The sequence below is a fragment of the Eudoraea chungangensis genome (assembly GCF_029360665.1).
GTDB classification, from domain to species: Bacteria; Bacteroidota; Bacteroidia; order Flavobacteriales; family Flavobacteriaceae; genus Eudoraea; species Eudoraea chungangensis.
In genome coordinates this window covers 331,974-356,874 of record NZ_JARDUB010000006.1, presented here as the reverse complement: position 1 = coordinate 356,874, position 24,901 = coordinate 331,974, and the positions used below count along the sequence as shown (strand labels likewise).

Genomic DNA, 24,901 nt, shown 5'->3' with positions numbered 1-24,901 from the left:
CCAGTTGGAGTTCAAGTAAGTGGTACATTAACTGTCTTCTCTATTTTATCTATAGTTTAAGTTACAAAGGATAAGCACCCTATTATACAAATACTTATGGACTGCATATATACTATTCCAGGAATTTTCGGTTTTACTCAGGAAGCCGGTTTATTATGGTTGCAATTTGCCCCATATGGTTGGCAGAATGTTCCATCACATGATACCATATATAATGGTAGTTGAGTCCCTCTTCCATATTGGAGGCGAACCAAGCGTCATCTTTGGTTTTGAGTCCTTGCCTTGTTTTTTCTCGGACTTCATTCCATAAATCCAAATAATACGTAATCGGTTTACCTTTGAGTTTGTTTTTCACTTCTTCGTTGAGTTCTCCAGCGACACCAAATCGCAATAACTCCTCTTCTGTCCATTCCCGACCTTCTATAGTAGCTGTCTGGTAATACGATTCTGTAGATACCAAATGCATGATCAAGGATCCAATGCTATTGGCATCAGCGTCATATACGAAATCAGTTTGTGATTGGTTCAGGTCTTTTACTTGTTGGGTGATTCTTTTTTTTAAATCTTCTAACATATAGACCATTAGACCAATTTGTGTAGAATAGCCCTCAACTGGTTTTAGCTCCCCCTGTGCGTTCAACAACATTATCGGTAAAAGCATAAGCAAAAGGCTGGATTTTATTTTGAAGGATTTCATTGTATCGAATTGAAATTAATAGACTTTATTGTGCCTAAGGGATGGCTTGCCTATTTGCTAATTTAATACATTAAATTATTTCTTAACCTTCTGCCCTACTTTAACAAAGCTAAAGTTAGATAAATGAGAATTACTTATGATTTACAACCTTATTGTACAGGGCCTAGACCCAATATCAGATGGTATATCTGTACTCCTGCCAGATTGAAAAAAATATGGAAGGCTATCATGGTATAAAGATTCTTTCTTAATTGCATCGTTAGGCCAAAGAATAGAAAAGGAACTATAAGAGGCCAGGTCTGAGGAATTTGCCATAAGTGGTAGATACAGAAAAGTACAGAGCCCACCAACCAATTGTATTTTCCTAAAAAGGAAGTTTTCTTCATTAAGTAACCACGGAAGTAAATCTCCTCTCCTATAAAATTACCGACCATCATCATAATTAGAATAAATACCGGGGCGCCATAAAATGCTTCATAACTAGCGAAGATACTATAGGTTGGAATCTGAAATATAGTTATGGAATTTAGCCATGACTGAAAAGGGATATAAACCATAACCATGTAGGGTAATGAGAGCAAGACACTCAATGCGAATGCCACAGGAGCTGCGACTAAAATTTCTTTAAGAGAAAAACGGTCTAAACTTAAAAATTTAGGAATCTCCTTCCACTCTAATCCATCGTTTTTACGGAGCATTAGTACTGGAAAAGCAATATGCCACCCCAGGGTGAATATTACAAAGGTATAATACTGAAAATCGTAACCATTTAAACCAAAAAAAGCGGTAAGACCATTATAAACAAACTCGAGGTTTATTAAAATGTATGCTGCAATTCCCGGAAGTAGATAAGAGACCAAGTAACAAGATTTTTTAAAGGTCGATTTTACTTTACCGGCTTTTTCATAGTGATTGTATACTGCATTTTCTTTGTTAAACAGCCTTAGCAGTTTATTATAAGTAAGCTTTGACAGGCTTGTTTGTTTTTGTCTGGTTATTTTATGTTGAGAATTCATTTTGATTAAAATTTTTAGTTTGTCAGCAATAATTTTGTTAAAAGTCTCTAATAATCCTGTGCTAGTCGACCCATTTTGTAGGGTGGCACTCATTTATTTAAAATGCTATGCTATTATGACCTATTTTTAGTCGTGAATTCATAGTAAAAACAATGGAGTATTTGTTTGTAGGTAGCGGAAGTATCGCTTTTTTTCTTTTGGTTTTGGTGCTTGGAAAAAGAAATAAATCTAGAGCAGATTATGCACTTATAAGTATCATATTCTGTTTGATGCTCTATTTTTTGGGATTGTTTATTTTAAATTCCGATCAAGGGGATTTTACGGTTTTGGAAAAATTACTGTTGGAATTTAATGAGGTATCTATCTTTTTGTATGGGCCATTAATGTGGTATTATACTTTATTTCTAACCGAATTAAAGCCTAAGATGAAGAAACAAAACTATATACATTTCGCTCCTTTTATCCTAACGTTACTTTATCTTTGGATAAAAGTTTTAACGGGCACTGAAACGACAAGTTCTCTTCGAAATGCTCTTTTGATTTTAAAACTAGTGAGTATTCTCACCTATTTAATCTTGATTTTAAGACTTCTTAGAAGACATGATTTGAGAATCCGGAATTATTTCTCCAATCTCGACAACAAAAAACTTCATTGGCTGAAGTTCCTGACAGTAGGTATTTTGATAATTTTAATCATAGCTTCAACAAGTCTCCTAATTGATAGATTCACTTCTTTAAGCCTACCGCAATTTGGCGGACTACCGTCAAATATCGCCCTAGCCGTTTTTATTTTTATTTTAGGCTACTACGGCTTACGTCAGGATTTTATATTCAAGGATTTGGATAGTGCTACTTTCAAAAATGAAAAATACTCGAAATCTAGTCTTACCATAAACACTGCTAAGGAAGAATTTTTAAAGCTTCAGAATTATATGAAATTAGAAAAACCTTATATGGAACCTGAGTTGAACCTAGATAGTTTGGCGATGGTATTAGATCTACACCCAAATAAGCTCTCTCAAATAATTAACAGTAATACAGATTCTAATTTTTGGGATTATGTAAATTCTTATCGGATTGAAGAGGTTAAAACTCTCCTTGTTTCTGATCAACTGAAATATAAGACTTTGCTGGGTATAGCACTCTCTTCGGGATTTTCTTCTAAGTCAACTTTTAATCGTGTTTTTAAGAAGCATTGCGGAATCACACCAAGTGAGTATATAAAGGAAGGAAAACAATGACGGACTAGCCGCCGCAACATCTCTTATTACAACTCCCTAATTTTCATATTCCGGAACCAGGCCTCGAAATACCAATTCTGCAGTGCAATCTTTCCTTTAGTAACCTTACCGAAACCTAGGGCATCTTTAAAATTAGAATTGGCAATTTTGTTTCTCCATTCTCTGGAGGTTAAATCTTCTTCTGCGGTAAGTTTTCCATTTAGGTAAAACTTAATTACCCCCTCTTGTTGAATAATACGGGCCGTATTCCACTCCCCTACGGACTTGGCTTCTATTTTATTTAGTTGAGGGCTTATCCCCCAAAGACAGCCCGGCCGTTTTAAAGGGGTTTTAGTGTCCATATGTTCGGGTTCCAGAAGTTGGTATTCTGGACCAGTCTCATAGGTGGCCTTATACTTCGGGTTTTCCTGTACATTGATAAAAACACCTCCGTTGCCTCTTAGTGCCATTTGCCATTCAAATAACAGTTCGTAGTTTTCATATTCTTTATCGGTTACCAAATCCCCAAAGATTCTACTTTCATCCGTAGCATTGCAGTAAAGAGTACCTTCTTGTACCTCCCATGCCGAGAAGCGAGTAGAATCTGGCTTATTATAAAGATGCCAACCCTCCAAGGTTTTTCCATCAAAAAGTAAACTCCACCCCTGCTCTTTTTCAATATCCATCAATTTGTTGTGTACCTTGTTTTTGATGGCCAGTTCTTTCGAGCGCAAAATTTGAAATTTCGTCTCTTCGTTATTTTTGCAAGAGGTGCCAAAAACCATAGCCATCAATAAAATATAAAGGGAAAATCGAACCATTTTTTAAGTGTTAGGAATAAAATGAAAGAAAGCGCAATTAATTAGCTACAAATGGGATGTCTAAAATACCTCTTTCAGCAATTGCTTTAAGCTCTCCCATGATTTTTGATCTGCATCCGCGTTGTAAGCCAATGGCATTTCGAATTTTTCACCATGGGCATCTGCTTCCTTGGAAGTAAAGCTATGAACTACCCCGGGATAAGCGATATATTCGTAAGTAGCGCCTATGGAATCCATGGCAGTTTTAAAAGTAGTTACAGACTCTGCACTTACGAAAGGATCATCCGCACCATTACATACCAATACGCGAGCCTTTAGGTCTTGGTTTGGCATTACTGGTAAGGCAACCCCGCTATGAAAAGCCGCAACAGCGTCGAGATCTGCTCCGCTATTAGCCATTGTTAATACCACACTCCCACCAAAACAATACCCTATAGCCGCTATCTCTTCTTTATCCACAGATTCTTGTTCTTTCAATAAACCGATTGCTGCATTAAAACGTGCCGAAGCCTCCGGTAAATTAGACATAACACTCATGGCGAACTTTCCAGCATCGTCTGGGTGATTTGCTTGTTTTCCATCGCCGTACATATCAATAGCAAAAGCAGTGTATCCAAGTTCTGCCAGCATATCCGCTCGCTCACGAACATAGTCATTATGCCCCCACCATTCGTGCACAATAAGTATTCCCGGGCGTCTACCCTGTTTATTCTCGTCATAGGCAATATAGCCATTTAGATTGGTGGAGTCCGTGGCGTAGGTAACCTCTATACCCTTAACTTTAATCGATGCCTCCTCTGTACTAACATTTGATTCAGGTTTGGATTCCGCTTTTTGCTTGCAGGAGGCTATAAATACTAAGGTAAGTATCAAAAAAAATGTGAGAATTCTCATTTCAACGTTATTTAACTATTCCTAAAGATAGTAAATACAATACTTAGGCAATCGTATTTCTTTATTTATTCAGGTGTAGCTACTCAATAGTATCTTATTACATATGGTCCAAAGTATCTTCATTAGACCTGCGGTTATACACCAGGTGCTTTTATTTTTTGGTAAACGTTTTACCCAATTGTAAACTATTACTATTGATTCCGAGTATGCTATTTAATTGAATATTATGCTCATGTAGAGCTTTATAAATATTTTTTGAAATCATGTTCCTTTTTAACCCCTTTGTTCCCTTCGTAAAAATGCCGGCAAAATGCGCTCTGCAGTTAATTGCAAGGTCTTATTGTCGTTGTCGTGCCCTGTAACCACCACTAGCAAATCTAATTCCTCAATAAGAATGATGTATTGTCCTCCACCGCCCTGCGCAGATTGACAGAAATAGGTCTTACCATCGTATTTCAAATCGGCACTCCACCAAAAAAAGCCATAACCTTGCTTGCTAACCGCTTCCCCTCCGCCGAAAATATCATCATCACCTGTTAACAGAATCCTGCTGGTGGCTAGCTTAATATAGGCTTCGGAAATCAATTGCTCACCTTCCCACTTCCCTTTGTTCTGAACAAGTATTCCCCACTTAAGCATATTGCGCGAGGTCATACTCGTACGCCAACCTGCCTCTGGCAGGCCACTGGGAGCGGTTAACCATTTATAATTTACAATGCCAAGCGGGTCTAGTACTTCCCTTTTAATAAAATCTTTGGCCGAGCCTGGGACCACTGCCTCTAGAACCTGCATAACAAATTCCGGATCACTTTGGTATTTAAAGGTCTGCGAAGCATCTGTAATTGGATCACTGTAGGCCAGCATACTCTGAATTTGCCCCTGCCCTATCAGTTGTAAGGAATCTTTTTCCATTTTTTCACGGTCTTCATCTGAAATACGAATTCCTGAACGCATGGTCATCGCCTTGGCGAGTGTTATTTTTTCTGCCCCTGTTTTTAGCTTGGAACGATCTAAATTCTTAAGAAAATCGATTAGTGGTTTGTTTAGATCTTCCATGCTTAAATAGCCTAATTGAATGGCACGTCCAACCGCCAAACAGGTATATGCTTTGGTTGCTGAGGCTTGTGGATGGGGTAAGTTACTACGCCCTTTTTTATAGTAGGATTCAAAAACTAATTTGTTTTTGTGCGCTATAAGAAGTGCATCATAGTTCCCGTGTTCGCCAGCAGCAATTTCCTGGGTTAATTTAAGAATTGGGTCAGAATCCGCACTAAGCTCCGATAATTTCCCAACAGATATTCCATCTTTTCTGTCTTCTGGAGTGGTGTTAATAAAGGCTTTATTGAGTTGAGGAATATCCCAGAAAGATACCTCCTTTAAATTTCCCGAAACGGGATTCATCACGGAGGCTAACCATTCAACACTCCGAAGTGCCGTCCTGGGGAAAGCACTCTGATGATCCCCATCAACTACTTCTTTTAGAACAGCTAAACCAGGATCTCTCCTATCTTTTAATAAGCTAACAAACTCGTCTATAGGTGCTATCATCTCCTGTTCTAAGGAGCCATAGGTAATAAAAACATTGGCATGTAGGCTAGAATTTTTGTTGGCTGCCTCGTAGGGGCCAAGTTTCGAATTAAACTCCGATAGATAAGGCACTTCATTTTTAATAGATGGACTTCCGAGAATGTAATTATTAAAGGAATCGGGTTGTGTTAATAATATGTAAGCACCGAATTCACCTCCCATGGAATAGCCGAAATAGGTGCGACTGTTTGTGTCTGTTCGATATTGCCTGTCTATGTAATCGATGACGTCATTTCGAATAAAGTTTAAGTGTTTATTCGCTTGCCCCAACTGATATTTGCTTTGAATTTCAGGCTTATCAGATTCTCGGAAGCTGTAATCCCTAAACCGACTAACATGTTCTCCTACTTCTTTCTTCAGTTCTTCATTTATATCTTTTTGCCAGGAAATTCCAACTAAAATAACTTCTTCTAACATATATTCTGTAGAGGCAGATAATATTTCAATATGCCACATGGCATCGGTAAAGTACAGTACTGGGTAGTTTTTATCCTTATTTTCTGCATACCCCTCTGGAAGCTTTATATATAGTTCGTAATTTCTTTCTGTCTTCCTATCTTTTATAGGAACTACCCGAATATGTGGTAATTCAAAAGAGGATTCTTCGTCTTTTGGCACACTAACTTTCTGTGCATAGGCGGTGTATACAGGCATAATCAGTGTTAAGAGAAGTAATAATTTAATCGTTTTCATGTTTGTCTTTTTTTATTTAATAAAGGCATTAGAATATCGTTAGCCCTTTGTATATTAAACTCGATTGGCAACAAAAGGTCTGCTAAAATTAGAGCATATTTCGGGTCTAGTCTCTTAAACATGATAAAGTCCATAATTAAATGATAAAACCATTTCGTCATGGATATATCGTATTGGTAAAGAAAATATGTGGGTTTGTGTTTATTGATACTATCTTTATTAGATGGTTATAAAAGAGTATATGAATAAAAAGTCTTTACGGCATACTATTCTAATTAACATAGGAGCCTTTTTACTAGTAGCCACGCTTGAAATACTGGGCGGCTGGTTATTTAAGGATAATTTTGATGACGACTATAGTTTTATTTTATGGCAACTGGGTTTTGCAGCGTCTATAATGGGTGTTATTTGGGTAAACCATTTTATTCTAATCCCTGTTTTTTATGATAAGAAAAAGTATTTATCATATGGCATACTGCTTGTTGCAATTATATTTGGTTGTTCTTATTTAAAGGGATATTCCACAAGTAGTGGGAGTTGGATTGGCGTATATAAGATGTTCTTTTTTCTTATTTATACCACCGGAACCGGGATGGCAGCTTTCTTCTTAAGAAGAAATATGATATTCAGAAGAGAAAATGAGGAGAAAGAAAAATTACAAAAAGAAATGGAGTTAAATTATTTAAAAGAGCAGGTAAATCCTCACTTTTTATTTAACTCTTTAAATAGTATATATAGCCTCTCCAGAGAGCAATCGCCAGAAACACCTGCGATGGTGATGCAACTCTCCGAATTAATGCGGTATCAGTTGGAGAGTGCAAAAAAAGATCGAGTATTGGTGAAAGAAGAACTGGAGTTTATTGAGAACTATTTATTACTAGAAGAAAAACGTCTTAGTAACCGATGCAACATAGAATTCCTGATTGATGGAGCACTTTCAGACTATGCAATTGCCCCAATGTTACTTATTCCCTTTGTTGAAAATGCCATAAAACATGGTGCCCAAAGCACTAATGAAATAAGCAGTTTAGATGTTTCTGCCACCATGAAAAAAACAAGGTTACATTTTTCGGTACTAAATTCGAAGCCTACTAAATTAATTAGATCCGAACGAGAAGGATTGGGACTAGAAAATGTAAAAAGACGCTTAGAACTTTTATATCCAAAGTCTCACGATTTGTCTATAAAGGATAGTAAAAAGACATTTGAGGTAGTGTTAACTATAGATTTAAAGAGTCCAGATGCATGATTAAGGTAGGTATAATAGACGATGAAATACTGGCACGCAGGGTATTGGAAGAATACTGCGCTAAAATTGAGAATTTTAAGCTGGTACTTAGTACCGGAAATCCTCTGGAATTTATCAACTTCATTCAGCAAAATGAAATTGATCTAATTTTTCTTGACATTAAAATGCCAGAGCTAAGTGGTATGGAAATCCTCAGCGCACTGATAAACCCGCCCAAGGTTATTTTAACAACCGCCTATTCGGAGTATGCCCTAGAAAGTTATAATTACGGGGTGGTAGATTATTTATTAAAACCCATACGAATTGAACGTTTCCTAAAAGCTGTGAATAAGGCTTCCACTATTAAAATAGGTGCATCTACTGAGCACAAAGAAAGCCATGAGCTGCAGATTAAGCATGAAGGCATCCCTTTAAATATTTCCTTTATATCTATTCTGTATATACAGAGTTTTGGTAATTATTTAAAAATATTCACAGATTCAAGGATGTACTTGATTACCGAAACCCTTACCCATATCAGTACGGTACTGTCTGATAATTTCCAACGTACACACAAGTCCTACATTGCCAATTTACACAGAGTTTCAAAAATAACGGCGGCCTATTTGTGGATTGATGACAATAAAGTACCAGTGAGTACTACCTATAAAATTATTGTGCGTAATAAAATAGCGGCTTTAGAAAAATAGAAACTTAAAATTACAAAGCCTTTGGATTGGGATAATTATCGGATTGGTCTTCTACTGTTTCGTCCATACAAACGAAGTCTTTTTCTAGCGTAAGCATAAGTATTGTACCTGCTTTTACTCTTTGGCTATGGTAGAAGCCTACGGTGTCATTATGATGCCAATTTTTTAGTAGAATACTGGGAACATACAATAAAATCGCATTGTTTTCAAAAGAACCGAACAGTTCCTCCTTTTCGGTGGTTTCTTTAACGACGTAAAAAAAACTAGTCTCTTCAAATTGGCATCGTTCTTCTACAATCCCTTTATTACATAGCTTTTCTACTTCAGTTTTGGTTAGCCTAAAACGTATAGAATTGCCTCGTATTCTGATTTTCATTTCATAGTGTTTTTAAGCTGTCTCAGCTTCTTCAACCTCTTTCTTCTTATACCGCAATTTACCCATTTCAATACCAATGGAAGTCTTGGCCAACATCGTAAAAATAAAAGCACCAAGGGCCCAAATTCCCAAGGTTACCCAAATCTCTATCCAGGTGGGTGTATATTCTGCAATTTTACCATAAGGTCCGGGAATAAAACCGGGTACTATTAGGCCGAAACCTTTTTCTATCCAAATGGCTACGAAGAGCATAAAACAGCAAATATAAAGGACATTTAGGTTGTTACGGAGTTTGTGAAAGGTTAACATAATAGTTGCGAGCACATTTAGAGGAATCGCAGTCCATATCCAGGGCAATAAGGCCGTTTTCCCTTCTAAACCAAAGAAAAGATAATAGGCACTTTCACTATGGTGGGTGGGCGCGTAGAACTCTTTGAATAATTCCGAGACCAGCATTATAAGGTTAATTTGCGCTGCCACGGTTACAATCATAGCAATTTTTTTTATGGTTTTATCGGTAATTTTAAATTCAGAATACCTTCTAATGGCCGCCAAAACTAAAATTATCAGGGCAGGACCCGCTGCAAAGGCAGAAGCTAAGAATCTGGGACCTAATAATGCATTGTTCCAAAAAGGGCGTGCTTGTAAGCCTTCGTATAAAAAAGCAGTAACCAAGTGAATTCCTACTGCCCACAGTACCGATAAAATAGACCCGGGGACATAGATTTTGGGGTTGGCCTCTTTCCCTTGGTAATGGCAGAATAGAATGTAAAGCGGAATGGTAATGTTGATAAACAGATAGCCATTGAGAACAATTACATCCCAAGCCAACATAGAATTTGGAAAATTAAAAACCCCAATTCCTGGAATCATATGCCATAGTAGGTTGGGACCTCCCATATCAGCTACTACAAAAACCAAACACATCACCAAGGCAGCTACTGCAAGGCCTTCTCCTACCAAAACTGCCTGTTTAAAATCAATGTCGTGCAAGACATAGGTGGGCATTACTAACATCACGGCTGCGGCCGCAACCCCCACTAAAAAAGTGAAATTAGAGATATAAAGGCCCCAGCTTACGCGATCGGTCATACCAGTAACACTTAAACCTTCTTCTAGTTGAATAGAATAGGCGTACATGCCGAAAAGCATGATTACGGTTAGGAAAATCATCCAAATAAGATAGGTTTTAGAGCCATGGGTGATAAACCCAAAACTATCTTTTACCATGCTTATAAACGCTCTAAATGTCTCCATTGGTTTACTTTTAAATAGTGGATTGTTCTTTTTAATCCATAAAATACCAGAACTTTGGTTCTGTACCCAAGTCTTCTTTTAGGCGAAAGACTTGTTTGTTTTCCAATACCCATCTAATAGTACTATCCGGATCTAAAAGGTTACCAAAAATCCTGGCTCCTGTAGGGCACGCTTCTACACATGCCGGATCTTTTCCTGCTCTGGAACGTTGTACACAAAAGGTACATTTTTCCATAACACCCTTTTTTCGCATCCGGTTACCTAAATAATGTTGGTTTTTGTTAACTTCCTCCTCCGGAACCTCCGGTTTGCTCCAATTAAAACGGCGCCCGTCATAAGGACAGGCCGCCATGCAATACCTGCAGCCGATACACCAATCATAATCTATAACTACAAGACCGTCTTCCTCACGCCAGGTAGCTTCCACGGGACATACATTTACGCAGGGTGGATTATCGCAATGAAAACATTGGGTACCCATATAAAAATGTCCTTCAGCAGGTACTTCATGATAATAATTGTCATCCGCTTCATTAAATTTAAATCCTTGGCCATCTTTCATTTCGTGGATACGGATATACTGCATCTGGGAATTTCTATCCTGGTTATTTTCTTCTACGCAGGCACTGACACAGTTCATATACCCTTGGCATTTAGATATATTGAAAGCATAGCCAAAAAGTACATCTTTAGCGGCATCCGTTGAAGACATTTTAATGTTCTTCTTTTTTCGCAATTGATACGACCTAACCAGGCGATCTACTGTGGCCTTTTTTTCTTCAGGTGTCATCAGTTTGTAGTTGCCTTTAAACTGTTCTTCCCAGTCTATCTGTGCCTTCTCTTTGGTTTCTTCTCCGGTGACCACACTGCAGGAGGTTTGTACAGCACCTGCCCCTACCAACAAACTTGCGGTTAGTTTTCTAAAGGCAGTTCTCCTGTCCATTTTCACTTCAAATACCTGTTGAAAACCATCTTTTCGAGGTTCCGGTGGAGTCGTTTCGGTTAGTTCGTTTTCTACAGCGGTGTCGAATTCTTCTGCAGAAATGCGGTACTCTTCCTTGCTGGGACTAAGGCTGTGAGAATTGCATCCACCACTGCTCTTGCCGCAACCACAACTACCGCCAACGGTCTGTTTTTTACTTAGTCCGAGGTCTAATTGGAACCATTTTTTTTTCTCTTCCATTGGAATTTTATTTATCGCTATTTTCTTTCTTTTTCGATTTCGGTATTGAATTGCACCGGCCATTTAGATGCTATTTGAGGCTGATGGGGATTATGGCAACTAACGCAGGTCATTGCAGCCCTTGGTTTTGCCCATCCACCAATATTTTTACCATGTGCCCCTCCTTTCCAATCTTGAAACTGCGAATTATGGCACTGAGCACAGAGCAGATAACTCTGATTAAAATCTATGATACTCCCAGTTAGACTATTTAGATTGTCCATATTTTCTCCCATATGGCAACTGGTACAGTTCATGGCCTTTTCATCGGCATGCTGCATTTGCAGCTCCCAGTGCGCTCTTTTTTCTCCCTCTATCCTCTTCATTTTACCTAAGGGCTGGGTATGACATTCGGTACAGGCAAATGAAGTTATTTGGCTCTTTCGTTCAGGGATTAGAAAACGGTGGTCCCCTTCTTTAATTTCTATTGTCTTAACATCTCCAATATAGCTTTCTGAAGAGATTTCAGGATCCTGATAATTCTTGGTTTCAGCGTCTATTTTATCCTTTAGACTGTGGTATTCTCCTTCTTTGTGTTTACAGGAACCAACGCAAAAAACAACTATTACTATTATTATAAATCTGTGTATGTTCATTCGCTATACGTATTAATCCTAACAAATTCTTCCACATTTTTTCCTTCCTGTTGCGAGGGTAAATGACACTGACGACAATTAACTCGTTCGGGATGATTTATCCATAGTTCCTTAACCGCCGCAGGCCCTGCATGACAGGCCAGACAATTTTCTCGCATCAGTAAGGCGTGTGGTATGGTAGGCGGACTTCCGGGTAAGGCATTGTTACTACCTACGCCAGGTGCCGGTTTCTTATAAAAAGTACTCGCCGTAAAGCTACTTTGTGTTTGCTGTTCTACATGGCATTGCTTGCAATTAATCATTTCCGGATGGGGCGTAACCGGAGCATAGGCGTTGAATTTTTCCACAAATCCACCATTTTGATGGCATTGCAAACATACCTTTCCTCCTATTCCAAGCTTTTGGGCTACTGGATGTGGAATACTTGGTGGAGCACCAACATAGGCCCGGTTATCATAGTAACGCTCTAGTGTTCTTTGGTGATTTTCATCATTTGGGGTATTTAAATAGTCTAAAGCATATTTAGATCGTTCAAATACTTTTTTTTCAGAAGGAATTACCGGAAGTGGCCGGGTTTCTAAAACAGGAAGGTAAGCTTCTTCCAGACCCTGGTAATAGCTATAGGTCCAATTTGCCAAAAAAGCAATGAACAGAAGACCGAATAACAATAAGATTCCAAGGCGTTTTTTCATTTTATACTTTTTCAACTTTTACCGCACACTTTTTATAATCCGGTTCTTTGGATATAGGACAGAACGAATCAAGAGTAAGATCATTTATAAGCATGTTTTCATCAAAAAATGGCACAAAGACCTGCATTGGTGCCGGTACTCCTCTTTCATTGACGGAAGCAGGTAAGGTAATATCTCCCCTGCGGGTTGTTAGTTTTACCTTGTCTCCCGTTTTTATTTGCATCCGACTAGCATCTTCTGGATGTAATTCCACATAAGCATGTGGCATTGCCTGATGCAAGACAGGAATTCGCCGGGTCATAGACCCTGTATGCCAATGCTCTACTACCCTACCGGTACCTAACCAGAAGGGGTATTCCTTATCGGGTTCTTCCGCTGCAGGTTCATAAGGGCGTTGCCAAATAACAGCTTTCCCATCTTTTTTACCATAAAAATGAAAGTCTTTTCCGTTAGAACAGGCGGGGTCGTATTTGGCATTAAATCGCCATTTTGTTTCTTTTCCGTCTACATACGGCCAAATAGCTCCGGCCTGAGATTTCAGCACTTCCAAAGGTGCTAAATTGTGTTTTTTTCCCTCATGATGTTTTCGGTATTCCGTGTATATTTCTTCAATATGGGTCTCGTCTTTGTAATAGAACTGTTTCTCGTAGCCCATACGCTTTGCCACTTCAATTAGTTGCATAGTATCACTTATGGCCTCCCCAGGGGGGTCTAGCATCTTTTCAAAATACTGGGTTCTTCTTTCTGAGTTCCCATACATGCCTTCCCTTTCAACCCACATCGCAGAAGGTAGAATAACATCTGCAATATCCGTTGTAGGGGTAGGATAAATATCAGAGACTACAATAAAGCGGCCTTCTTTTTTCGCGGCATCTCTGTACCTTTTAAGTTTTGGCATAGTAACCATAGGGTTGGTTACTTGTATCCACATAAACCGAATATCTCCCCGATCTAATGCCCGGAACATCTCCACCGTATGGTAGGTTGGTTTAGGATCAATATTTTCCACCGGTACATTCCATATCTTGGCTGCAAACTCCCTGTTCTCTTTGTTATTGACTACTCCATGGGGTAGCTTATGTGTAAGTGTACCCACTTCCCTGACCGTACCACAAGCACTGGGTTGTCCTGTCAGGGAAAAAGGACTATTTCCAGGACTCGAAATTTTACCTGTAAGCAGGTGTATGTTGTATACCAGATTATTTATCCAGGTTCCACGAGAATGTTGGTTCATTCCCATACACCACAAAGACATCACCTTTTTGTTTGGATCTCCATAATGAGCAGCGAGATATTTTATGTCTTTTACAGAGACTCCGGATACTACAGAGACTCTTTCTGGGGTATAGTCTTCTAGAAATGTCTTATAATCTTCAAAACTGATTGCTTCGGGTTTATCTGTAAACTGGTAATTATCTTCTAAACCATAGCCCATTTTGGTAAGACCTTTGCTAAAATTACAATGTTCTTCTACAAAAGAATTGTTAACCCAACCATTTTTAATTAGCTCATAACAAATGGCATTTGCCACCGCCAGGTCGGTTTGTGGATTAAAGAGAATAGATTTGTCTGCAGCCATACTCGTACGCGTAGTCCTAGTAGCCAAGTCAACAATCTTAACACCTCTTTGCTGGCGTTGGTCTAACAGGCGGGAGAAAAGTACCGGGTGCATCTCTGCCATATTGTTACCCCATAAAACAAAGGTGTCGGCATAGTCAATATCTTCATAGCAGCCCATAGGTTCATCTAAGCCGAAGGAAGTTAAAAAACCAGTTACCGCAGTTGCCATGCAAAGACGAGCATTGGCTTCTACATTATTGGTACCAATACATCCCTTAAATAATTTGGATGCCACATATCCATCTGGGATAGTCCATTGTCCCGAGCCGTATATAGACACGGCGTCTTTACCATATTCTTTTATTGTTTCCCGCATTTTAGAAGCTACAAGGTCTAGGGCTTCTTTCATACTAGTTTTAATATAGGTATTTCCTTTTTTAACTAGTGGCTGTGTTAAGCGGTCAGAGCCGTAAAGTGCCATAATAGAATGGTATCCTTTAACACAGCAAAGACCCTTATTTACTGGGGATTTGGGATCTCCCTTAACAGCAATAGCCTTTCCGTTTTCGGTGCCAATTAAAACACCGCAGCCTACTCCACAAAAACGACAGGGGGCTTTTTTCCAATCCAGATTTGTATCTGCTGGTATTCCTTTCTCTTGTTCTTCTGCAAAGATGATTCCCGGAAACATAGTTGCCGCCGCGGTCATCGCAGAGAGCTTGGCCATTTTCTTTATAAAATCACGTCTATTCGTTTGTAAGGACGTATACATAGTTATATTTTTTTGCGTGTGTCAAAGCCAGATACCAATGCCATTAGTTTAATGTCACCTATTTTCTCTAATGCTTCTTTTAAGTTCGCTTCTTCTTCTTTGGATTCTGTTTCGGTAACTAAAACCAGGATATTTTCATTCTCGGCAACTACTACATCACATTGTTGCATCCTAGATAGCATTTCTATTACAGCATGTTTCTTACTCTCTTGTGGATGAACTAAATAGCTTTTTATTGGCATTCTTATATATTTATTTGGATTGGTATAGGGTTGGTTTAATGGTCAACATAACCCATCCCCAATAATTAGCATTTCCGTCAAAATTGTTTTTCAGTACTTCCATACCTTCTGCTGCGAACAATTGGGAATAACCTGCGTTTAGGATAATATCCTTTTTAAACTTATAGGTATAAACAAAATCTGCTTCCACACCCAATTGTTTCTTTTCGGTTCCGACCAGGTCCGCTGCCGATGAGAAATTATGAATTCGCGCATATAGGGAAGATTTCTCTCCCAGACCAATGTTTGCACCCAGATATAGATCAAATAGGCCAACATTGTTTGCGTGGTTACCCACATAAAAATAATCCATTAATCCATTAAACTTATGGTTAGTTCCGTAAAGGGGTGCAAACGCTTTGTTCTTTCCATCTGTAGGTGCCCCACCATCATTTCCGCTAAGGACTTCTCCTCCCAGGAGTACAGAAAATTTTGGGTTTAATTTATAACTCCCTTCTAGAGCTATTAAATAAGCACTAATGCGGTTGCTGTTTACGTCGTTTCCAAATTGATAATAAAGATTAGCCCACCATCCAAGTTTTTGATTGTTAGATTTTAAATGGGTGCCAAGAGTCTGGCTAAATCGGGTGGTATTATTATCTGCGTTGATGGTATCGGTATATTGCTGTCCGTTATTCAGAAATAAAAAACTTGCTGCTAGCTTGTCCCAGTTTCGATGGTACCATCCATATTGCAGCGTCTTATAGGTATTTTGCACGGTTAGCAGGTTACCCGTATTAGATTCCCCATCCTGGTTGTATGCCGCTCCCAGCTGCAAGGAATGGTTGTTTTTCTGGTATTTAAACAACGCCATATCATGGCTTCTTGCCTGCTGCGCCCAAGCTACACTCCCAAAAATTCTTTGGTCATCTAAATCCACAGCCTGCCTACCAAGTCTAAGGCTCATTTCGTTGGAAAAAAGTATTTCTCCCCAGGCCTGAAACAATCCCAGACCATTATTGTCTGCCTTGTTTAATTGCGGGACATCACCCCATACCCGTATATCCTGTACGCTAACATAAAAGTGTAAATATTCGTTTTGGTAAGTGGTATTTAATCTAGTACGTTGTGAAACAAATCCAGAAGGATCCGCATTATTGGGAAAGAGTGTACCAAATCCATGGCGATACTCAAATCTTGGTCTAATTTCGGCGTCTAATTTAAACTGAGCACTTATTTGGGTAGTAAAAAGCCAAATTAGGCAAAGCACAAAATAGGATTTCTTCATAGTGGACTAATTGGGAGGGGAAGACATGTTGAAGTTAAGCTATATTTATGTGTTAACAAAATCTTAAATAAGAAAGAATGAAATAGGGCTGTTTCTATGACAGGAAGGAGTTAACTACTAATTATCCTTAAAGAAATGGAAGGCTAAATAAGGCCCTTTATAGATTTAAGATAGAAAATATGCCTTTATCTAAAAGCAAGTTGGATCTATAGCCTACTATGACTATAGCCCTAATTCTCTTCTTTTGTATGAAGAAGGAGTGTCGTTTTCAAATTTTTTAAAAGCACTATTAAAAGAAGACAAGGAGCTAAAGCCCACATCAAAGGCAATGGTAGAAATAGTGTAGTTTTTGGAGGCCTTGTCTAAAAGCAATTTTTTTGCTTCTTGAATTCTATAATAATTTATGAAGTCGTTAAAATTACGATTGGCATATTGATTGATTGCTTCTGATGTTTGTTGTGTACTTTTCCCAACTAACTTACTTAATGAAGTCAGGGATATGTCTTCTGAGAGATAAAGTTTATTCTTAGTTACTAAGGAAGTTATGCTGTGGAAAAGATTTTCAGTATTATTCTTTTTAAATACTGTCCCATCGAGGTCCGTTATCTTAAATTGAAAGGCTTTAAAACTCAGATAATACACCACCACAGAATAGAGAATTGGTCCTATTACATACGGAACAGTATCCTCAATAATGTTAAGGACATAAGATACCCAAATAACAATAAACCCAACAATAACATACCGCAACCAGCGAATTACAATCTTTTGGGATTTGGTTCGCTGCTCTTTTTTAAAGCTAAATTCTATTTTTTTTAGATGCCTTCCCGCCAGGAAAATATAAAAGGCAAGGTGTAAGTAAATAAATATAAGCGCACTTGCAAATACAATTATGACTTCCCTGCTGTTCGTTTTAAACCAATGTTTGGAAACAAAAAGGCTTGCTATAAACATCAGGGCAAAAGGGAGAATTTCCAAATAGTATCTTTGGTGTATTTGGAAATTCACCTTGGTCATTCCCAATACGTACCAACGAAGTAAAGGGCCAGTTAATAAGAGAAAGGCAAGACCAATAAAAATAAAAATTGGTTCTAAATCACTACCAAAATTTAGCATAACCGACTTCCCTATTCTAAAAGCCATAAACACTAAGATTAGGCCTAACAGATAATTCGTTACTGTTTTTTTCTTTTTAAAAAAGAACAAATAGACCGCAAAGGCAATACCATGCAGAAGTCCGGCACTACTAACTATAACTAGAATTATGTCTGAAAAAGTCAAATAGGTACGCGTTTATTCAAATTTAACTAAATTTTCATTTGTTCAGCTTCGCAACTTTTAGCATAAGCAACCAAGCCAATCATATTAAAGAAGTTACCAACCTCTCCCTTCATCGCCGAGACAAGGCTGTGCTGGGCAATAAACACCCTATTAAGGGGCTTTTGTTCTTCAACCACAAGCTGCTTAAGTCTTTGCCTGGCCTCTTCTTTGCCATTATACTTATAGGTTAAAAGAATTTCTACCGCATTTTCTTCGTCTGTAGGTTCCCTGTGTTTTGGTGTATACCCTAATTGTTGAATCATGCTATTGGCGACATCCCAGGTAGACCACGGGTTTTGGCCAGTTACTATATTTTCATGCTTACTTACCTTGGCCAGATACATAGGGCCTTCTTGAAAGCTGGCACCCTGTGCCATCATCTTATCTTGTAATAAAAATGGAAATATAGACTTAGCATCTTTTATCAAGAGAAGTTCTTCTTTATTGGTAAACCCGCTTACCGTTTTATCCTTGAGGAGTAGCTGACCATTATCTAAAACAACATTGACTAAAGCAGCAGGTCCATGGCAAACAGCTCCTATTACTTTATTATTTTGATAGTAGTCTTTTACCAAAGACTGGATAGAAATATTATTCGGCAAATCGAACATCGCACCTTTTCCACCTACAAAAAATATGGCCTGGTACTCCTCTGCGACTACATCGTCTACCTTTAGCGTATGACTGGTTTTAAATTGCGCAAGAGAATCGTTTAAAAATGCAAAGTCATAGGGCCCCATATCGTCATCATCAATTACAACCGGTGGCTTCCCTCCTTCCGGGCTTGCAATATCTACTTCAAAACCATTAGCCTTAAATGTATAATAAGCTCTAGCCAATTCTGTTAACTCATAACCTGTACTCTTATTGGTTTTCCCCATAGTAGCGGCACTGGTAACCACCGCCAGTATTTTTCCCCTATGGGGTACTATTTTCTCTGATAAATAAGGGATATTGGCTGCAGTTGTATTTATTGTTGAAGTGTCTTTGGGCGGGATTAAACTTTTAAACCAAAAACCAAAGGACACCACTACAACAATTAGTGTTAGTATAAAAAGGCCAATCCATTTAAGTATGCGATATTTTTTAAACATGGTATTTCTATTTTTAAATTCAAGGCTAAATAATGGAAAACAGAAGTGAAATGCTGATTAAATGATAATTTCGTCAGCCTGAATTATATTTCAGGAACTTTCATAATGGTTAAATCATGGATGAGCACATATTGTAGACATTCTGTAGGGTACTAATGATATTTAAAATTTATTAATTCTTGCTAAAAGTATCGGTGCAGTTATTTTTTTAAGGAGGCATCACAATAGTTTAAGGCCATTCTGATGGTATAATAACAAAAGCCGGTATTCTCAAGGAATACCGGCTTTTTAGTTTTTTTACTTATGGTCTAACTTTTTAGCGACTTCATGTCTATTACGAAACGATACTTTACATCGCTCTTCAACATACGGCCATAGGCCTCATTAATATCCTGAATATTGATGACTTCTACATCCGACGTAATATTATGTTCCCCGCAAAAATCCAATAATTCCTGGGTTTCGGCAATACCACCAATTAAGGAACCGGCCACCGATTTACGCCCCATAATCATAGGTACAGTAACCAACATTGGATCTAAAGGACCCAGATATCCCACTACTACCAAGGTGCCATTTGTAGCTAAGGTGCCGACATAAGGGTTTAAATCGTGCTCATAAGGAACGGTATCCAATATAAGATCAAATTTGCCCATAGCACTTTGCATAGCGGTTTCGTCTGTAGAAATAATTACTTCATCTGCCCCCAAGGCTTTGGCATCTTCTATTTTATTGTTAGATCTGGAAAATAAGCTTACATGGGCTCCGAGGGCATGGGCTAATTTAATCGCCATATGTCCTAAGCCCCCTAGGCCTACAACAGCTACCTTACTATCCTTTCCCACCTTCCAATGTCGCAATGGGGACCAGGTAGTAATACCAGCACATAGTACTGGGGCTATTCCGGCATGGTCCAGGTTTTCAGGAACCCTCAGGACAAAATCTTCGTCTACCACAATACTCTCCGAATAACCTCCGTGTGTATTGGTTTTTAAATGCTTGTCAAAGCCACCATATGTACCCACCCATTCAGGACAATATTGCTCCAAGTCGGCCTTACAATTACTACAACTTCTACAGGAATCTACCAAGCATCCCACGGCAACTAGATCTCCTTTTTTATAATCTGTCACCTTTGCCCCTACCGATAATACTCTTCCCACTATTTCATGTCCGGGCACTACAGGATACTGCGTCATTCCCCAATCATTTTTCGCGAAATGTAAATCAGAATGACAAACCCCGCAAAATAGAATGTCTATTTCAATATCTTTAGGAGTAGGTTTTCGCCTAGGAATTTCCATTTGATTTAAATCCGCCTCAGCAGAAGTGGTACCGTATGCTTTAACTTGTATTGCTTCCATAGTGTCTTTTTATATAAGGTGATTATTTGTAATAAATGTATTGATTTTAAACCTAAGAACGAACTTTAATTGCTCCTATTTGTTAAAACCGATTAACATCCTTCCCTTGCTTGCTGTTTTAACACTTATTTACAAAGGTCATAGCATTTAAGCTATTACCTTAGAAACATGAATTGGAAAGTGTGCATTCTTCTTTCGTTATGGGCTCTACCTCATTTTTTAAAGGCACAAAATTCCGAGGCCAGTAAATATAAAGCCGGTTTTAAAACAGTCTCTTTAGTAGATGAGAGCAGGGTTTATAAACCTTTTGCAAGTGTAACCGACAGACTGCATTACCGACCACTAGACTTGGATATTTGGTACCCCGCCGATGAAACTCAGGATAACCCTATGCTTTTTCAGGATTTATTTCAACTCTTCGAGCAAAGAACTAAAATTTATCAGGAAGAAACTGATTATTCCGGAATTACGGAAGAACTGGCACAATTTTTCGTGGCAGAATTAGGAGTTGGCACTAATGGAGAAACATTATTGCAAATTCCGACCAATAGTTTTTTAGGTGCTAAACCCGTTAGGAAAGTATTTCCATTAATTGTTTATATGGCAGGGTTCAATGGGATGGGATTTGAAAATTATACCATTTTTGAAGAACTCGCCAAAAATGGATTTGTGGTGGTGTCTATTTCCTCTATTGGCAGGTATCCGGGAGACATGACCAACGAATTAGAGGATACCATGGAACAAGTTCTAGATGCGGAATTCGCAATTGACTATTTGGAAAAACAAATGGACTTGGAGATTAATACATCAAATATAGGTGTGTTAGGCTGCAGTTGGGGCGGGATGAGCGCTGCCATGATGGTAAACCGTAATCCTAAAATCAAAGCTATGGTATCTTTGGATGGATCAGAAACCCATTATTTTGGAGAAGGAGATAACGATACCAACCTATATGCGAATGATGCCACTGCAGAGGATAATGACCAGTTTATTCGAACCATACATAGTAGGGGATTATTAGATCCTGAAAGTCAGGTGATAAAGTACCTTTACATGGAAAGCGGGGATAAGCTTAGTGAATTTAGCCCAACAGAAGAATTCCACTATTTTAAACAATTAAGTTCTGAAAAGTATTATCTGCGTTTCAGGAATAGCGAACATGCCCATTTTACTTGTATTCCTGCTATTTTAAATGCATCTCCGGAAGCTGTTATAAATTACGGGCAAATACAACGAGCCACGGTACTTTTTTTTAAGGATGTTTTATTGGAGTATGCAGGATTTAAGGAGTATTGGGCCATCTTAGAACTAAAGGAGAATACCACCAATAGAACCTATAGGCTTTCTTTGGAAGAAAAAAATGTCAACCATTCAGGTGGAATCACTTTGAATGGGATGATAATGGATATGAAAACAAAAGAACCCCTACCCTACGTAAACATCGGAATCTTGAACGGAGACCTAGGAACCGTTACCAATGATACCGGTTTTTTTGAATTAGATTTGGCTGAAGGATACAATAAGGACACACTTAGAATATCTATGATAGGTTATAAGTCAATAGAGCTATTGGTAAGTGAATTAATAGCAAATCCATTGTCTTTGCAAGTACTACTTGAAGAAGAGATTAGCGAGTTAGGTGAAGTGGTTGTGACTGCCAAAGCCTTTAAAAGAAAAACCCTGGGTAACAAAACAACCGCTAAATTTCTTAGTGCTGGATTTAGTCATAACCAACTAGGAGCCGAAATGGGGATAAAAATTAACGTTCGAAAAGCACCTAACTTTGTGGACAGTTTTAATTTCTCTGTTTCCCAGAACCGACTTAGTACAAAAACTATATTCAGACTGAATTTCTATAAAGTGGAAAAGGGAAGACCGGCAAATAATATTCTACGGGATAATATTTTTGTGACAATAGACCCGAAACAGACCGGGTTGGTGCGTGTAGACTTAAGACCTTATGACATTGTCTTAAAGGAAGACGTCATTGTCACCTTAGAATGGGTGGATTCTGAAGGGGAGAATATAAAAGGAGAAGCGATATTTTTCTCACTTGGGCTATTGACCACAGGCACCCTTCACAAGCAATCTAGTCAGGGAAAGTTTAAAAGGCTTAATAATTTAGGGGTAGGCTTTAATATAGATGTGCGTTATTAATACCTCAGTAAAAAGACTCTTTTGCTGTTTTTAAACAAGACTTCACTATTTGTATTTTACTACTTAACCAGATTTCTAAGCGCCACCCATTGCCTTAACGTATCTCTCGAGTCGGCTGCCGGATATCCAAGTACCGTTTGTCCTGCCGCCACATCTGCAAGAACACCAGAACCAGCCGCTACTGTAGCCCCAGAATGGATGGTAGTGTGGTCTTTGATAGAAGCACTTCCACCAATAACGACACCGTCACCTAATGTCACGGAGCCTGCTAGACCGCTACTACCTGCCATAATACAAAAACGTCCTAAAACACAGTTGTGTCCAATCTGTACAAGATTATCAATCTTACATCCGTCTCCTAAGATCGTAGAGCTGAATTTGGCTCTATCTACACAAGAATTAGCGCCAATTTCTACATAATCTCCAATAACTACATTTCCAATATGTGGAATTTTCACCAATCCCCGCCCATCATCGCTAGGACGATATCCAAAGCCATCGGCACCGATACTTACATTATTGTGAAAAATACAATGCCTTCCAATTTTAGATCGTTCACGTATTACAGTTCCGGACCAGATAGTTGTAAAATCTCCAATTTCAGAAGTGTCTAGAATGGTAACATTAGGATATAGGGTTACGTTTTTGCCTAATACTACATCCTTGCCTATATAACTGCCAGCTCCTATTTTACACTTCTCCCCTATTTGTGCAGAAGGGTGTATTACGGCAGAAGGATCAATGTCTTGCTCAAATGACGGTTTCTCAGGGGCATAAAGTTCTAATAATTTTGCCATGGCCAAGTCTGCATTGGCTACTTCGATTATTGCCTTGTTTTTTTGGGGTTCTAAGGGGATACCTTTAGTAGAAAAAACTAAAGAGGCATTAGAAGATGGCCACTTTTTGGCAAACTTTCTATTTCCAATAAAAGTAGCCTGGCCCACTTCTGCTCGGTCTACGGTCTCTAAACCTATTATTTTTTCTTCAATATTTCCGATCAGATTTCCATCTACGGTAGCAGCCAATTCCATGGCGGAGAATGATTTCATTTTAAAGTTTTAAAGTGATTATTGGAAACTAAGGTTTGTATAGTATTAGCTAAAGGTCGAAAAATAAGCTTTCTAGATGTTTACCTCGGCATTTATTTTGTTAAATGATTTTAAATGGACAGTTTAAAACTGGTGATTGTTAATAACTTCTATTTTCTAAATCTAGATAATAGGAGGATTTTTTTCTTTGTGTTAATGAAGAATACACCGGTTAATAGAACTAGCGCAGCAACAATAGATTGTGAAGTAATTGGTTCATTAAGAAAGTAACTACCTAAAAACATTGCTACTAGCGGATTTACATAGGTGTTAGTTGCTACCTTTTCAGGGGAAACAGTCTTGAGTAAGAAATTGAAAGAGGTAAACGCCACTATACTTCCAAATACGACGAGTAATACCATGGCCCAATTTGTTTCTGTAGACCAGGACGTGGGCGAACTCCAAGATTCTCCAAAAAGCAGACTAAAGAGCCCCAGCAATATGCCACCGCTAAACATTTGATAGCCTGTATTTACAAAAAAGTTTTTAGGAAAATCTGCCCTCCCAACAAAGAGACTGCCATAGGCCCAAGCCAACATAGCCGAAAAAATCATAATAATACCCAGAAAGGCATTCTCCTGTTGTAAAATGCTCTTCTGATTTATTAATAAGTACATGCCAATAATACCCAGAAAAATGCCAATAAGAGAAGTACTCTGTATCTTCTTACCCTGCAATACCCACATCATTAATAATATAATAAGAGGTTGCGCAGAGATTTCCAAGGCGGCAAAATTACTATCTACATATTTAAGAGCCCAAACCACTACCCCATTACCAAAACTTAGAAATAAAAACCCGGCAAGAATAGTATTCCCCAATTGTCTTCTTGTAATTCGAAGGTTTTTACCAAGTAATGCAGCGATCCCAAATATAAGTAGCCCAGCAGTTGTAAATCTTACACCGGCTAGCATTAACGGAGGTAATTCTGCTACAGCAATTTTATTTAATAAATATGTAGATCCCCAAATAACATAAATGGAGAAAAATGCAAGAAGTATTAAGGGCAGATTATTTTTGGATTCCAT

Annotated in this window: 22 protein-coding genes; 4 read left to right on the top strand and 18 right to left on the bottom strand. The window is 38.4% G+C overall.

Annotation, left to right across the window (positions count from 1 at the left end; translation table 11 throughout):
- Window positions 1–133: 133 nt before the first annotated feature.
- On the bottom strand, window positions 134–661 hold the full coding sequence (locus PXG98_RS14435) for a DinB family protein (protein WP_276392197.1): 528 nt from the start codon (window positions 659–661) through the stop codon (window positions 134–136).
- Window positions 662–846: 185 nt separating this feature from the next.
- A complete protein-coding gene (locus PXG98_RS14430; protein WP_276392196.1) occupies window positions 847–1,713 on the bottom strand; it encodes a CPBP family intramembrane glutamic endopeptidase in 867 nt (288 codons plus the stop codon).
- Window positions 1,714–1,865: 152 nt separating this feature from the next.
- Between PXG98_RS14430 and PXG98_RS14425 the strand changes: the two genes are divergently transcribed.
- Window positions 1,866–2,954, top strand: coding sequence for a helix-turn-helix domain-containing protein (locus tag PXG98_RS14425; protein ID WP_276392193.1), 1,089 nt, complete (start codon window positions 1,866–1,868; stop codon window positions 2,952–2,954).
- A gap of 26 nt (window positions 2,955–2,980) precedes the next feature.
- Here PXG98_RS14425 and PXG98_RS14420 read toward each other — a convergent pair whose 3' ends face one another.
- The 3 genes from PXG98_RS14420 to PXG98_RS14410 form a co-directional block, all read right to left on the bottom strand.
- Window positions 2,981–3,754 (bottom strand): 3-keto-disaccharide hydrolase, encoded by a 774-nt coding sequence (locus tag PXG98_RS14420; protein ID WP_276392190.1) that lies wholly within the window; start codon window positions 3,752–3,754, stop codon window positions 2,981–2,983.
- A 60-nt stretch (window positions 3,755–3,814) separates the two neighbouring features.
- Window positions 3,815–4,648: a dienelactone hydrolase family protein gene (locus PXG98_RS14415; RefSeq protein ID WP_276392188.1), complete on the bottom strand. Its 834-nt coding sequence runs from the start codon at window positions 4,646–4,648 to the stop codon at window positions 3,815–3,817.
- A 273-nt stretch (window positions 4,649–4,921) separates the two neighbouring features.
- Window positions 4,922–6,928: a serine hydrolase gene (locus PXG98_RS14410; RefSeq protein ID WP_276392186.1), complete on the bottom strand. Its 2,007-nt coding sequence runs from the start codon at window positions 6,926–6,928 to the stop codon at window positions 4,922–4,924.
- A 241-nt stretch (window positions 6,929–7,169) separates the two neighbouring features.
- On the opposite strand from PXG98_RS14410, the gene PXG98_RS14405 reads away from it, so the two are divergent.
- A complete protein-coding gene (locus PXG98_RS14405) occupies window positions 7,170–8,177 on the top strand; it encodes a sensor histidine kinase (protein WP_276392185.1) in 1,008 nt (335 codons plus the stop codon).
- On the top strand, window positions 8,174–8,866 hold the full coding sequence (locus PXG98_RS14400; protein WP_276392184.1) for a LytR/AlgR family response regulator transcription factor: 693 nt from the start codon (window positions 8,174–8,176) through the stop codon (window positions 8,864–8,866). The genes PXG98_RS14405 and PXG98_RS14400 overlap by 4 nt, the downstream gene beginning before the upstream one ends.
- 10 nt (window positions 8,867–8,876) lie before the next feature.
- Here the strand turns inward: PXG98_RS14400 and PXG98_RS14395 are convergent, their stop codons facing one another.
- The 11 genes from PXG98_RS14395 to PXG98_RS14345 all read right to left on the bottom strand — a co-directional run bounded on the left by PXG98_RS14395 (window position 8,877) and on the right by PXG98_RS14345 (window position 20,628).
- On the bottom strand, window positions 8,877–9,242 hold the full coding sequence (locus PXG98_RS14395) for a DUF7009 family protein (protein WP_276392183.1): 366 nt from the start codon (window positions 9,240–9,242) through the stop codon (window positions 8,877–8,879).
- A 12-nt stretch (window positions 9,243–9,254) separates the two neighbouring features.
- Window positions 9,255–10,499, bottom strand: coding sequence for a sulfate reduction electron transfer complex DsrMKJOP subunit DsrP (gene dsrP, locus PXG98_RS14390; RefSeq protein ID WP_276392180.1), 1,245 nt, complete (start codon window positions 10,497–10,499; stop codon window positions 9,255–9,257).
- A 31-nt stretch (window positions 10,500–10,530) separates the two neighbouring features.
- On the bottom strand, window positions 10,531–11,745 hold the full coding sequence (locus PXG98_RS14385; RefSeq protein ID WP_276392179.1) for a 4Fe-4S dicluster domain-containing protein: 1,215 nt from the start codon (window positions 11,743–11,745) through the stop codon (window positions 10,531–10,533).
- A complete protein-coding gene (locus PXG98_RS14380) occupies window positions 11,700–12,317 on the bottom strand; it encodes a cytochrome c3 family protein (RefSeq protein WP_276392178.1) in 618 nt (205 codons plus the stop codon). The genes PXG98_RS14385 and PXG98_RS14380 overlap by 46 nt, the downstream gene beginning before the upstream one ends.
- Window positions 12,314–13,009 carry a cytochrome C gene (locus PXG98_RS14375; RefSeq protein WP_276392176.1) on the bottom strand — a complete coding sequence of 232 codons (696 nt, stop codon included), beginning with the start codon at window positions 13,007–13,009 and terminating at the stop codon, window positions 12,314–12,316. Before PXG98_RS14375 ends, PXG98_RS14380 begins: the two co-directional genes overlap by 4 nt.
- 1 nt (window position 13,010) lies before the next feature.
- Window positions 13,011–15,341 (bottom strand): molybdopterin-dependent oxidoreductase, encoded by a 2,331-nt coding sequence (locus tag PXG98_RS14370; RefSeq protein ID WP_276392174.1) that lies wholly within the window; start codon window positions 15,339–15,341, stop codon window positions 13,011–13,013.
- Between the two features lie 2 nt (window positions 15,342–15,343).
- The gene (locus PXG98_RS14365) at window positions 15,344–15,583 is read right to left on the bottom strand and encodes a chaperone NapD (protein WP_276392173.1); all 240 of its coding nucleotides are present in this window, start codon (window positions 15,581–15,583) and stop codon (window positions 15,344–15,346) included.
- Between the two features lie 10 nt (window positions 15,584–15,593).
- Window positions 15,594–16,850 (bottom strand): alginate export family protein, encoded by a 1,257-nt coding sequence (locus tag PXG98_RS14360; protein WP_276392170.1) that lies wholly within the window; start codon window positions 16,848–16,850, stop codon window positions 15,594–15,596.
- Window positions 16,851–17,072: 222 nt separating this feature from the next.
- Complete coding sequence (locus tag PXG98_RS14355; protein ID WP_276392169.1) at window positions 17,073–18,131, bottom strand: helix-turn-helix domain-containing protein; 1,059 nt, start codon at window positions 18,129–18,131, stop codon at window positions 17,073–17,075.
- 26 nt (window positions 18,132–18,157) lie between these two features.
- A complete protein-coding gene (locus PXG98_RS14350) occupies window positions 18,158–19,264 on the bottom strand; it encodes a type 1 glutamine amidotransferase domain-containing protein (protein ID WP_276392166.1) in 1,107 nt (368 codons plus the stop codon).
- Window positions 19,265–19,572: 308 nt separating this feature from the next.
- Window positions 19,573–20,628, bottom strand: a complete 1,056-nt coding sequence (locus PXG98_RS14345) for an NAD(P)-dependent alcohol dehydrogenase (protein ID WP_276392164.1) — start codon at window positions 20,626–20,628, stop codon at window positions 19,573–19,575.
- A 168-nt stretch (window positions 20,629–20,796) separates the two neighbouring features.
- Here PXG98_RS14345 and PXG98_RS14340 point away from each other — a divergent pair, with 168 nt between their 5' ends.
- Window positions 20,797–22,785, top strand: coding sequence for a carboxypeptidase-like regulatory domain-containing protein (locus PXG98_RS14340; protein WP_276392162.1), 1,989 nt, complete (start codon window positions 20,797–20,799; stop codon window positions 22,783–22,785).
- Between the two features lie 59 nt (window positions 22,786–22,844).
- Here the strand turns inward: PXG98_RS14340 and lpxD are convergent, their stop codons facing one another.
- Complete coding sequence (gene lpxD, locus PXG98_RS14335) at window positions 22,845–23,834, bottom strand: UDP-3-O-(3-hydroxymyristoyl)glucosamine N-acyltransferase (protein ID WP_276392161.1); 990 nt, start codon at window positions 23,832–23,834, stop codon at window positions 22,845–22,847.
- A gap of 149 nt (window positions 23,835–23,983) precedes the next feature.
- Entirely contained in the window at window positions 23,984–24,901 is a 918-nt protein-coding gene (locus PXG98_RS14330; RefSeq protein WP_276392160.1) for an EamA family transporter, read from the bottom strand.

Coding starts and splice junctions, on each gene's coding strand:
- PXG98_RS14425 (WP_276392193.1), top strand. CDS start 1,866: ATGGAGTATTTGTTTGTAGGTAGCGGAAGTATCGCTTTTTTTCTTTTG.
- lpxD (WP_276392161.1), bottom strand. CDS start 23,834: ATGAAATCATTCTCCGCCATGGAATTGGCTGCTACCGTAGATGGAAAT.
- PXG98_RS14385 (WP_276392179.1), bottom strand. CDS start 11,745: ATGGCCGGTGCAATTCAATACCGAAATCGAAAAAGAAAGAAAATAGCG.
- PXG98_RS14395 (WP_276392183.1), bottom strand. CDS start 9,242: ATGAAAATCAGAATACGAGGCAATTCTATACGTTTTAGGCTAACCAAA.
- PXG98_RS14380 (WP_276392178.1), bottom strand. CDS start 12,317: ATGAACATACACAGATTTATAATAATAGTAATAGTTGTTTTTTGCGTT.
- PXG98_RS14420 (WP_276392190.1), bottom strand. CDS start 3,754: ATGGTTCGATTTTCCCTTTATATTTTATTGATGGCTATGGTTTTTGGC.
- PXG98_RS14410 (WP_276392186.1), bottom strand. CDS start 6,928: ATGAAAACGATTAAATTATTACTTCTCTTAACACTGATTATGCCTGTA.
- PXG98_RS14360 (WP_276392170.1), bottom strand. CDS start 16,850: ATGAAGAAATCCTATTTTGTGCTTTGCCTAATTTGGCTTTTTACTACC.
- PXG98_RS14340 (WP_276392162.1), top strand. CDS start 20,797: ATGAATTGGAAAGTGTGCATTCTTCTTTCGTTATGGGCTCTACCTCAT.
- PXG98_RS14345 (WP_276392164.1), bottom strand. CDS start 20,628: ATGGAAGCAATACAAGTTAAAGCATACGGTACCACTTCTGCTGAGGCG.
- dsrP (WP_276392180.1), bottom strand. CDS start 10,499: ATGGAGACATTTAGAGCGTTTATAAGCATGGTAAAAGATAGTTTTGGG.
- PXG98_RS14350 (WP_276392166.1), bottom strand. CDS start 19,264: ATGTTTAAAAAATATCGCATACTTAAATGGATTGGCCTTTTTATACTA.
- PXG98_RS14430 (WP_276392196.1), bottom strand. CDS start 1,713: ATGAATTCTCAACATAAAATAACCAGACAAAAACAAACAAGCCTGTCA.
- PXG98_RS14330 (WP_276392160.1), bottom strand. CDS start 24,901: ATGGAATCCAAAAATAATCTGCCCTTAATACTTCTTGCATTTTTCTCC.
- PXG98_RS14370 (WP_276392174.1), bottom strand. CDS start 15,341: ATGTATACGTCCTTACAAACGAATAGACGTGATTTTATAAAGAAAATG.
- PXG98_RS14435 (WP_276392197.1), bottom strand. CDS start 661: ATGCTTTTACCGATAATGTTGTTGAACGCACAGGGGGAGCTAAAACCA.
- PXG98_RS14415 (WP_276392188.1), bottom strand. CDS start 4,648: ATGAGAATTCTCACATTTTTTTTGATACTTACCTTAGTATTTATAGCC.
- PXG98_RS14405 (WP_276392185.1), top strand. CDS start 7,170: ATGAATAAAAAGTCTTTACGGCATACTATTCTAATTAACATAGGAGCC.
- PXG98_RS14365 (WP_276392173.1), bottom strand. CDS start 15,583: ATGCCAATAAAAAGCTATTTAGTTCATCCACAAGAGAGTAAGAAACAT.
- PXG98_RS14400 (WP_276392184.1), top strand. CDS start 8,174: ATGATTAAGGTAGGTATAATAGACGATGAAATACTGGCACGCAGGGTA.
- PXG98_RS14375 (WP_276392176.1), bottom strand. CDS start 13,009: ATGAAAAAACGCCTTGGAATCTTATTGTTATTCGGTCTTCTGTTCATT.